The sequence below is a fragment of the Thiohalomonas denitrificans genome, from assembly GCF_016841685.1.
GTDB lineage: Bacteria > Pseudomonadota > Gammaproteobacteria > Thiohalomonadales > Thiohalomonadaceae > Thiohalomonas > Thiohalomonas denitrificans_A.
In genome coordinates this window covers 103,945-114,660 of the sequence record NZ_JAENYR010000001.1, presented here as the reverse complement: position 1 = coordinate 114,660, position 10,716 = coordinate 103,945, and the positions used below count along the sequence as shown (strand labels likewise).

Here is a 10,716-nt window from a genome sequence, read left to right as displayed (position 1 = left end):
AAGAAAACGAGGGGGGGCGCGGCGGGAGCCTGGGGAGGATTCTCGCCATCGAGGAGAGGAACATCGAGCGGCTGCTTGGAACGGAGGAATAAAATAAATCACCAGGCAGGCCGAGCCGGGGCGGCCCGCCCACCGGGAAGGAAGGCGACAGCCCCTTGGGAGGAGGCGCGCCCCCGCGGCGATTATCCGTCACCGACGGCATCGCGCCGGGGCGGCCCCCGCCGGGAACGGAGGGGATAACACCCACAAATTCCATAACAGGGAAATGGCAATGCGGGAACCGTGCAACAATGTGATCCGGGGGTTCAGGAGCGGCGCCGTCGTTTTTGCTGCCGTCCTCCTGCTCTTCGCCTGTGGGGAGCAGCCGCAACTGTTGCCGCTTCACCAGGACGCTACCATTCTGGCCTTCGGGGACAGTCTCACGTACGGCACCGGTGCCGCTCCCGAGGAGAGCTACCCCGCGGTTCTGGGTCGGCTCATCGGCCGACGCGTCGTCAATGCCGGCGCCCCCGGCGAATTGAGTCACGAAGGCTTGAAGCGCCTGCCCAACCTCCTCGAACAGCATCAACCCGTCCTGCTACTGCTTTGCCACGGTGGCAACGACCTGCTGCGAAAACAGGATGGTGATCGGCTCGCCGACAACCTGCGTGAGATGATTGAAATCGCCCGGGCCAGGGGTATTGAAGTCGTACTCCTGGGCGTCCCCGGGCCGAAGCTGTTCCTGATGAAGAGTGAACCGCTGTACAGCGACATCGCCACGACCATGCAGGTGCCGTTGGAGCCGGATATCATCCCTGCTGTGGAATCGGATGAGGAGCTGAAATCCGATCGTATCCACCCGAATGCCGCGGGCTACCGTCTTGTGGCCGAAGCGGTGGCCGAGCTGTTGCATGAAGCGGGGGCAATTACGAGATAACCACGGTCGCCACGGAGTTTCATCAGCTGCGGGCTCTCGCTGCCCACTCTCATCAACCCTGTAGTAATCTTCAGGCGGGTTTGCGAACGACCTGGTCCCGAAGGTAGACGGGAAGCGCCTTTTCGGCCGGGAGGCCTTCGCCCCGCTCGATCATCGGTATCGCCAGCGCCGCAATGTCTCGTGCCCTGGGAAGCCGCTCGCCATCGTGGAGAATATCCCTGCCCGGATGCCGGGCAAGGACCTTAGGGTAGGTGTTCCAGCCGGAGCCGGCTCCGAACCAGTCGCTCCCGGTCGGAAGCGGCACCGCCTCGGGCCTGAACACACCCTCTTCGCCCGCAGGTTCCAGGAGGCCGGAAGGGCCCTCCGTGAAGGCACCCCAGTAGACCTCCCCCATACGGGCGTCGATGGCGGCCAGCACCCGGCCGTGTCCCTGTTCACGGAATGCCCCCTGCGCCAATGCTTGCAGGGTGGAAACCGGCACCACCGGCAGATCGGCACCAAAAGCAAGTCCCTGAATTACACCGACAGCGATTCGCACACCGGTAAAGGCGCCCGGCCCCCGGCCAAAGGCCAGGGCATCCAGCTCCCGGAGCCTCAGGCCCGCCTCGGAGAGGAGTTCGTCGACCATCCCCAGGATCAGGTCGGCATGGCCACGCGGCTGGACGGAGTAGCGCTCAAGCGTTTCACCATCGCTGTAGAGGGCTGCCGAGCAGGCCTCAGTAGCAGTTTCCAAAGCAATCAATTTCATAAACGGTCAACCCGGGCTGCGACGCGCAGTACATTCAGAAACCGTAGGAGATACCAATTCCCACCACCGGATAGCGATCGAACTCATCAAGGTCACTTTCCAGTTCCCTCTCCTCCGCTCGCAAGTCTTCATCGCCCGCGACATTACTCGTAAGCGAGACATCCGGGCTGCCCTGCATGACGACACCCAGGTCGGCCGTAAAGCTCCACCCGGATCGCCCCGCACGACTGTAGCCCACACCGACGAAGGCGCCGCCTCCCATCTCGGCGGTCCCATTGACATAGCCGCCGTCCAATGGATATTCATTGTTGCCGACGGTAACGGTACCGGTTGATTGCGATTTCAGGTCAAGCTCATTATTGCCGAACAGGTAGCCCACACTCATCCGGAAGCCGTTCTCGAACGGATGCCAATCCAGCAGGAGGTTGGCACTGCGGAGACTTAAATCGGCATCATAGGTGATATCACCCTCGGTACGGGTATCGCTATGGCTGAACGTATTGACGCCCGCGCGTGCAGTCAGCTGCGGGGTGAGGAATTTGGTCACCTCGAAGCCGTAACCGAGGCTACTCAGCCTGGTACCTGCGCCCCAGCCGTTCACGGTTTCCGCCATGGTGGGAGCGGCTACCAGCAACCCGGCCCCCGCGACGACTGAAATCAGCTTGCGCATGAAATTCTCCTGTAATCTTTTGTCGGGGTGCGGCCGCGGGTGTATCAAGCGGGACTCGGCTGATGTTGAATGCTGAAAAAGCGCTCCACCACTTCCAGTTTCCTGGTTCGGGTCATGGGCGGCAGTGCATCGAGAAACACACGGCCATAACTGCGGCTGCCCAGTCTGGGGTCGCAAAGTACCAGAACGCCGTAATCGGTAGCGTCGCGAATCAGGCGTCCCACCCCCTGCTTGAGGCTAATCACCGCTTGCGGCAGCTGATGGTCACGAAACGGATTACCGCCCTGATCGCGCATGATGTCGATCCGCGCCTGCAGCACCGGATCACCCGGCGAGGAGAAGGGAAGTTTATCAATGATCACGCAGGAGAGTGCCTCCCCACGCACATCCACCCCCTCCCAGAAGCTTCCGGTGCCCAGCAGCACCGCATTACCGAGTTCCCGAAAGCGCTCCAGCAATTTGCCTCGTGGCGCATCGCCCTGGATCAAAATCGGGTAATCAAAACGCCCTTCGAGCAGCTCCGCTGCCTCGCGCAGTGCGCGGTGGCTGGTGAACAGCATGAACGTCCGTCCCCCGGCCGCTTCGATGACCGGCAGTGCGTTCTCCACCACCGCCGCCGTGTACTCTGCAGCCGGTGGCTCCGGGATGCCCGGCGGCACGTAAAGAACCGCCTGCCGGGCAAAGTCATAGGGGCTCTCCCAGCGGCGGGTCACGGCATTACCAATCCCGAGCCGCTGGGTAAAATGGCTGAAATCCTCTCGCACCGCCAGCGTGGCGGAGGTCATGATCCAGGCCTGGGGGAACCGTTCGAGCTGTTCGCGGAAGACCTGATCCACCTCCATCGGCGTCAGGTTGACCCCAAACGAGCGCTTATGGGTCTCATACCAGTGGATGTAGCCTTCGACCGGCGTATCAGAAACCAACTGATCGAAACGTTCCGAGAGCTCCGTCACGCGACGGGCGCACGCCTCCAGTCCCTTGCCTCGCTCTGACAGCTGCTCCAGGGCATCGCTCAGCTCCCCCAGGTGGGCTGCAGTACGTTTCGCGACCGGCATCACCTGCTCCAGCACTTCACCCCAGGGGCCACGCCGTAACGGCTCTCCGAATGCCAGGCGCAGGTCGCGAACAGACTTTTCGAGTGGCTCGGCACTTTCGCGGACACTCCGACTGTCCCCCGCCTCACGCAACTCCTCGGTAATGCTGTCACGGGCCAGCTCCAGCAACTGGTTGCCGGTAATGCTGGTACCGAAAAAGTGGGAAGCCGTCTCCGGAAGTTGATGCGCCTCGTCCAGGATGAAGGCACTGGCCCCGGGCAACAATTCACCGAACCCGCTCTCCTTGAGCGCCATATCGGCGAACAGCAGGTGGTGATTGACTACCAGGATATCCGCCTCCTGCGCCGCCCGACGCGCCTTCATCAGGAAGCAGTCATTGAAGTGATCGCACTCCCCACCGAGGCAGTTGTCGGCGGTCGAGGTGACCATCGGCCAAACCGGGGAATCCTCGGGCAGTGCCGTCAATTCGGCAACATCACCGGCGGCAGTAATGGCTGCCCAGCGCTTGACGGTCTGGACCTCCGCAGCGATTCGCCGGCTGGCAAATCGCCCCTCCTCGATGGCCGAGTCCAGGCGGGGAAGGCAGAGGTAATTGGCCCTACCCTTGAGCAGTGCGACCTCGATGGGCAACGCCAGGGCATCCCGGACCAGCGGCAGGTCCTTGGTGAAGAGCTGGTCTTGGAGATTGCGGGTTCCCGTGGAGATGATCACCTTTTCGCCGGACAGCAGGGCCGGCACAAGATAGGCAAAGGTCTTACCGGTGCCGGTTCCGGCCTCTGCGACCAGTACCTCTCGGCCTGCGATAGCCTCGGCAACGGCGTCGGCCATCTCCTGCTGCTGCAGGCGCGGCGCAAAACCGGACAGTAGCCGGGCCAAGGGCCCGTCCGGCCCCAGGATGTCACTGGGTGTCTGCAATGTAGGTTCTAGGTTTCAGGTTTTACGGGTGCCGAACTCCCTGCCCGTTTAACGGGGCCCCATCCGGGCCTGATCCAGTGTATCGTACAATCAGTGGGGTTTGGGACAAGCGTGTATTTTGCATGGACTTGGAAGCGGAAGACAAGCAACAGGCCGGGCGGGTTCGAGCCCTGGCGGATTCCTGCCGGGCCACTTGGCCGGACGGAGCCGTACGTATCATCGAAACCCACATTTCCCGTGTTCTGCTCGCCGGGCGCTACGCCTACAAATTCAAGCGTCCGCTGAACCTCGGGTTTGTCGACTACTCGACCCTCGAACGGCGGCAGTATTTCTGCGACGAAGAGCTGCGCCTTAATCGGCGAACGGCTCCCGACCTCTATCTGGAGAGGGTGAGCGTCGCCGAGACGACGGAGGGACTCGCCTTTGGGGCTACGCCGGCTGTGGAGTTCGCCGTAAAGATGCTGCGTTTCTCCGAAGATGAACTCATGAGCCGCATGCATACCCACGGGCGACTGCAACCGGAGCATATCGATGCCCTGGCACGCTCAATCGCCGCTTTCCATCTCAGCCTGACCGGCACCACCGCCTACGGCGATGCGGAATCGGTGTTGGCCCCGATGGAGGAGAACTTTTGGCAGATCCGCCAGTTTTCGGCCGAGCCGCCGACCGAACTCAACAAACTTGAGCAATGGACGGACGCACATTACCGGCAACACAGGGCACTATTGGGCGAACGCCACCAGGGCGGCTTTATCCGCGAATGCCATGGCGATCTGCACCTCAACAATATCGTCTTCCATAACGGCCGACCCCAGGCATTTGACGGTATCGAATTCAACCCGCAACTTCGCTTCATCGACACTGTTAGCGAAATCGCCTTTCTGACCATGGACCTTTTCGACCGGAATGCCGGGTCGCTGGCCTGGCGTTTTCTCAACCGCTACCTGGAGTGGACCGGTGATTTTGTCGGCCTGAGGCTGCTGCGCTTTTATCAGGTCTACCGGGCCATCGTACGGGCGAAGGTCGCAGCCATCCGCCTCTCCCAGATTGCCCACGACCGGCAAAGCCGTTCGGAACTGGATTCCTATCTGGCCCTGGCTTGCCGCTTCACCGAAAAGTCCCGGCCATTCCTGCTGCTGACTTGCGGCCTCTCCGGCTCTGGTAAAACGACCTTGAGCCAACCGCTCATCGAACGGCTCGGGGCGGTCCGCGTACGCTCCGATGTCGAACGCAAACGCCTGTTCGATTTGGCCCCGGACGCCAATTCCGCATCCACCCTCGATAGCGGCATCTATACTCCCGAAGCGACCCGACGTACCTACGACCGATTGGAGTCGATCGCCGATCAACTCCTGACCGGCGGTACACCTGCGCTGGTGGATGCCACCTTTTTAAAGCGGGAGGAACGGGACCGGTTCGCTCTGCTGGCGCAGCGTCACGCTGTTCCGTTCCTGATCCTGCAGTGCCAGGCCCCGGAGTCGGTGCTGCGCGAGCGAGTCGCAAGGCGCCATGCCGAAGACTCCGACGCATCGGAAGCGGATCTCACGGTGCTCGTACAGCAACTGGCCCACGCACGGAAACCGGCCCCCGAGGAACCCGTGATCACCATCGATACCTCTCAACCACTGGTCACGAGCCGAATCATCGAGCAGGTTAAAAGCGGGCTGGGCATGACAGATCGACAGGCAGACACCTAACGAGACCCACGCTTTTTCACACCGGCGGTTGGCTTGGCGGCACAGGGATCATTTGGCCAGGGGTGCTTCGGGTAGCGGCCTTTCAGCTCCTTTTTGACCTCGGGATAGGTACGTTGCCAGAAGCCGGACAGATCCCGGGTGACCTGAATCGGCCGGCCCGCCGGCGAAAGCAGATGAAGGGTCAGAGGCACCCGGCCCCAGGCTACCGAGGGCGTTCGGGCGAGTCCAAACAGCTCCTGCAGTTTGATCGCCAGCACCGCGTCGCTACCGCGGTAATCGACAGGCCGCCGGTGGCCACTCGGTACATCTATTCGCTCCGGTGCGCCCTCCTCCAGCCTTCGCAGCGCACTCCAATCCAGCGTCGTCCGTAGTGCGGCCGACAAATCGACTTTCCGCAATCCGGCACGGCTGGAGTGTCCGATCAGAAAGGGCCCGAGCCACTCCTCCAGGCTATCCATCAGTATGGAATCCGACAGGTCGGGCCAGGCGCCGCCCCGGTCGACGCAGCGAAGGAACTCTACCCGGGCCTGGAAACGCCGCAAGGAGTGCGACCAGGGCAGGACCTCGATACCCATCTGCCGGATCCCGGCAATCAGGGCCTGCAATACGCGTTCAGGGTCCGGCTCATCCAGGCATGAACTCTTCAGTTCGATGGCCCCGAACCGGGTTACCCGCCGGGCCACGACACGCTCCTCCTGTACTTCCCACTGCACGGCCTCCTCCCCATCAATCCGGTCCCCGAGGCACTCCTCAATGATGCTTCCGGTTACGGGTGCCGCCAGACGGATGCGGCCTTCGCGTCCCTTTCCGTCTATAGAGGCCACCGCCAGATAATCGGCCTCGGCAAGAGGATCCGAGACATCCAGCCATCCACCCCGACCGCCGGACAGGACAAAACGGGCTTCACGGCCGCTACGCCGCTGCGCCAGCCGCTCGGGATAGGCGAGCAGCAGCAAGCGGCCCACCTCCCGAGTATCACCATCGACGGTTTTCCCGGCACCCAATGTTCGTCGCCACTGCCCCGCTATCCGGTCCACCACCCGGCACGCCCCAGGGTCGGCATCCCGAAGCCGGGCAGCGGCACCACCATCATGACGATACGCCACGAGGGCCTCCAGCCGCGCAGTGAGGTCACTGGATCCTCGCCCTGCGGCCCCCCGCAAAAGGTCCCGTTCCGATAGCAGGGCGGCCAGATCACAGGCGAGGGCCGCCCGACCCTCCACTTTGGCGATGAGCATCATGCGCGACAGACGGGGATGCACCGGCAGTCCCACCATTTCGCGGCCCAGGGGCGTTATCCGCCCTTCCCGGTCGAGGGCACCCAGTTCGCCGAGCAGATCGCGGGCCTGTTGGAGCGCAGCCGCTGGCGGGCTGTCGACCCAGGGCAGGTCCGTCGTTTGCCGCACACCCCACGCGGCCAGTTCCAGGGCAAGCGGAGCCAAATCGGCCACGACGATCTCGGGCGGGTGAAAAGCCGGCATCCCCTGCAGGGTCCGCTCACTGTAAAGGCGGTAGCAGGTTCCCGGCCCCAGGCGCCCGGCCCGGCCGGCGCGTTGGGTCGCCGAGGCGGCGGAGATGCGAACCGTCTCCAGCCGCGTCAGCCCACTACGCGGATCGAACCGCGATGTCCGCGCCCAGCCGCTATCAATGACGGTGGTAACCCCTTCGATGGTCAGGCTGGTTTCCGCTATATTGGTTGCGATCACCACCTTGCGTCGGCCCTCCGGGCTTGGCCGGATGGCCCGCTCCTGTATCTCCGGAGGGAGATCGCCAAACAGTGGATGGATCTCCACCTCCGGCTCCCCTCCAAGCCCCTCGGCGCAGCGGCGGATCTCTCCCGCTCCCGGCAGGAACACCAGTACATCCCCGCTCTGCTGCTCAGTGAGGACCCGACGGATGGCATTGGCCGCGGTCACCCACAGCGGACCTTCCGGATCCCGGGCCGTATGGTGAAGGTCCACCGGATAGCTGTGGCCACGACTGACCAGACGTACGGCATCCAGGGTTTCGGCGAGCGCGACACCGTCGAGCGTGGCGGACATCACCAGAATCCTCAGCTCCTCTCTCACGCCGCTCTGGATATCCCGACAGAGTGCCAGGCCCAGATCGCCCTGCAGCTGGCGCTCGTGGAATTCATCAAAGATCACCAAACCCACGCCCTTCAGTTCCGGGTCCGACTGCAGCCGGCGGGTAAGGATCCCCTCGGTGACCACCTCGATTCGGGTTTGAGCGGATACCCGACTGTCCAGGCGCACCCGGTATCCGACCCGACGCCCTAGCGGCTCTCCAAGGAGTTCCGAGATACGGCTCGCAGCCGCCCGCGCTGCCAGTCGCCGCGGCTCCAGCATGACAATGGTCTGCCCCGCCAACCAGGGAGTGTCCAGCAGGGAGGGAGGAATGCGGGTGGTCTTGCCGGCCCCGGGCGGGGCCTCCAATACGACGCGGCGGTGGAGTGCCAGGGCGGCATCCAGGTCTGAAAGAACCGCATCGACGGGATATTGGCTCACGGCAAAGCTATACTCTTACGTAAATTCGAATGATAAAGGAGTTCTCCATGACCGAGGCATGGGTTTTGGTCGCCAATGGCAGCGAGGCACGACTGTTTCGTCATGAAGGCAAACACCTCACCCTGATCGAAGAGTTTGCTCACCCTGACAGCCGCCGCAAGGACCGGGAAATCACCTCCGATCACTCCAGCCACAGGGAAACCCGTACCGATGGCACCGCCAGCCAAAAAGCCTACGGCAGTTTCCCGGAACCGACCGATCCGCATGACTTCGAAGTCGATCGCTTTGCGCGGGAGCTGGCCCATACGCTGGATACCCACCGTGCAAAAAATGCATTCAGTGAACTCATTGTGGTGGCTCCGCCCCGTTTTCATGGCCGATTCAATCAGCACATGACGAACGAGTTGACCCGTTGCGTCAAAGGAAATCTCGAGAAGGACTACACCAAGGTGCCGGAACAGGAGCTATTTGACCGACTGGCATCTCAGCTGGGCTAGAAGCCTGTCAATTTGTGACAGGTCTCACGCCGGTTTTGCAAACACCGACTGCATGCCGATACGCCCTGAGCGCTAGAGTGCGCTATCTTGCGATAGAACGGGCCGGGAAAACCCTTTATGCTGCTTATGCTGCGCCTTTTGGCCATTGCCCTAATCTTCTATTCGGCAGCCAAAGGGAAGCTGCCAACGACCGATATCCTGGGTATCACTCCGGAAACGCTGGCTGCTGTCGTTATTGCCCTGCTCCTGGCTCCCACTGTACGGCGGATGATGGAGTAGCCGAATAAGGCTCTCCCGGTCGGGCAGCGGTATGCTTGTCGCGCTCTATTTCACCGCCTTGTCGATGCCCTCGGTCATGACCTTCGCCAAAAAATGGATCTGTTCGGGGGTAATGACATAGGGCGGCATCATATAGCTGACGTTCCCCAGCGGCCGCAACAGTGCCCCTCGACTCAAGGCGTGTTGATAGACCCGCAGTCCGCGGCGCTCCTTCCAGTCAAACGGCTCCCTGGTAGCCTTGTCTTTCACCATCTCCACCGCGAGTATCATTCCCGTCTGCCGCATATCGGCGACATTGGGGTGGTCGTTGAGATGTTCGGTAGCCTGCCGCATCACTTCGGCCAGTTCGAGGTTGCGGGCGAGCACGTCATCCTCCTCGAAAATATCCAGCGTGGCCAGTGCGGTCCGGCAGGCCAGTGGATTCCCGGTATAGGAGTGCGAGTGCAGGAAGGCCGTAAGGTTTTCATACTCGTCGTAGAAGGCCCGGTAGACCGTCTCGTTGGTCAGCACCACTGCCATGGGCAGATAACCGGCGGTCAGCCCCTTGGAGGTAGTCATGAAATCGGGGCTGATATCGGCCTGCTCGCAGGCAAACATGGTTCCGGTGCGGCCGAAGCCGACTGCGATTTCATCGGCGATCAGGTGCACACCATGCCGATCACAGGCCTCGCGCAACAGGCGCAGGTATTCCGGGTCATACATTCGCATGGTGCCGGCACACTGCACCAGCGGCTCTACGATGACGGCCGCTGATTCGTGAGCGTGGCGCTCCAGCGCTCGCTCCATATGCACGAACATGCGCCGCGCTACGTCCGCACAGCTTTCCCCCGGTTCGCGGTCGTAGCAGTCAGGAGCGGGGACGGTAATGGCCTCCATGAGCAGAGGCTCGTAGGTTTTTTTATAGAGTGCCACATCCCCGATGGCGAGGGTGGCGAGGGTCTCGCCGTGGTAGCTATTGGAGAGGGTGATGAATTTGGTCTTGTTGGTCCTGCCGCTGTTGCGCCAGTAATGAAAGCTCATCTTCAGCGCCACTTCCACGGCGGCCGAGCCGTTGTCGGTGTAGAAACAGTGGTTCAGACCGGGCGGCGCGATCTTCACCAGCCGCTCAGAGAGCTCTACCACCGGCTCGTGGGAGAAGCCGGCGAGAATCACGTGTTCCAGCGTATCGAGCTGCTCCTTGACTGCCGCGTTGATGCGCGGATTGGCGTGTCCGAACAGGTTCACCCACCAGGAGCTGATGGCATCGATATAGCGATTGCCGTCGAAGTCCTCAAGCCAGACGCCCTCTCCCCGCCGGATCGGCACCAGGGGCAGGCTTTCGTGATCCTTCATCTGGGTGCAGGGATGCCAGACGACGGAGAGGTCTCGATCGATAATGTCGGAATTTTTCAAAAGGTAAGACCTCACTGATTCACCGCAAAGACGCCAAGAG

The 10,716-nt window shown here is 62.1% G+C and carries 9 protein-coding genes; 4 read left to right on the top strand and 5 right to left on the bottom strand.

Translation table 11 applies throughout. From position 1 onward, the window contains the following. The first annotated feature begins 271 nt into the window (after positions 1-271). Positions 272-916: an arylesterase gene (locus Q7L05_RS00500; protein WP_303900856.1), complete on the top strand. Its 645-nt coding sequence runs from the start codon at positions 272-274 to the stop codon at positions 914-916. A gap of 70 nt (positions 917-986) precedes the next feature. On the opposite strand, the gene tsaB is transcribed toward Q7L05_RS00500, so the two are convergent. Genes tsaB through Q7L05_RS00485 form a run of 3 tightly spaced genes read right to left on the bottom strand, consistent with a single transcriptional unit; the run spans position 987 to position 4,304 of the window. After that, on the bottom strand, positions 987-1,664 hold the full coding sequence (gene tsaB, locus Q7L05_RS00495) for a tRNA (adenosine(37)-N6)-threonylcarbamoyltransferase complex dimerization subunit type 1 TsaB (protein ID WP_303900855.1): 678 nt from the start codon (positions 1,662-1,664) through the stop codon (positions 987-989). Positions 1,665-1,698: 34 nt separating this feature from the next. After that, positions 1,699-2,334, bottom strand: a complete 636-nt coding sequence (locus tag Q7L05_RS00490) for a hypothetical protein (protein ID WP_303900854.1) — start codon at positions 2,332-2,334, stop codon at positions 1,699-1,701. 44 nt (positions 2,335-2,378) lie between these two features. Continuing rightward, positions 2,379-4,304: an ATP-dependent DNA helicase gene (locus tag Q7L05_RS00485; protein WP_303900853.1), complete on the bottom strand. Its 1,926-nt coding sequence runs from the start codon at positions 4,302-4,304 to the stop codon at positions 2,379-2,381. Positions 4,305-4,426: 122 nt separating this feature from the next. Between Q7L05_RS00485 and Q7L05_RS00480 the strand changes: the two genes are divergently transcribed. Further along, entirely contained in the window at positions 4,427-6,001 is a 1,575-nt protein-coding gene (locus Q7L05_RS00480; RefSeq protein WP_303900852.1) for a bifunctional aminoglycoside phosphotransferase/ATP-binding protein, read from the top strand. Here Q7L05_RS00480 and hrpB read toward each other — a convergent pair. Further along, on the bottom strand, positions 5,998-8,508 hold the full coding sequence (gene hrpB / locus Q7L05_RS00475; protein WP_303900851.1) for an ATP-dependent helicase HrpB: 2,511 nt from the start codon (positions 8,506-8,508) through the stop codon (positions 5,998-6,000). The two genes, Q7L05_RS00480 and hrpB, sit on opposite strands and share 4 nt — an antisense overlap. Before the next feature lie 47 nt (positions 8,509-8,555). On the opposite strand from hrpB, the gene Q7L05_RS00470 reads away from it, so the two are divergent. Together Q7L05_RS00470 and Q7L05_RS00465 are read left to right on the top strand one after the other, a co-directional pair. Then, positions 8,556-9,005 carry a host attachment protein gene (locus Q7L05_RS00470; RefSeq protein WP_303900850.1) on the top strand — a complete coding sequence of 150 codons (450 nt, stop codon included), beginning with the start codon at positions 8,556-8,558 and terminating at the stop codon, positions 9,003-9,005. 117 nt (positions 9,006-9,122) lie between these two features. After that, entirely contained in the window at positions 9,123-9,284 is a 162-nt protein-coding gene (locus tag Q7L05_RS00465; protein ID WP_303900849.1) for a hypothetical protein, read from the top strand. A 45-nt stretch (positions 9,285-9,329) separates the two neighbouring features. On the opposite strand, the gene Q7L05_RS00460 is transcribed toward Q7L05_RS00465, so the two are convergent. Further along, on the bottom strand, positions 9,330-10,676 hold the full coding sequence (locus Q7L05_RS00460; RefSeq protein ID WP_303900848.1) for an adenosylmethionine--8-amino-7-oxononanoate transaminase: 1,347 nt from the start codon (positions 10,674-10,676) through the stop codon (positions 9,330-9,332). Positions 10,677-10,716: the final 40 nt, after the last annotated feature.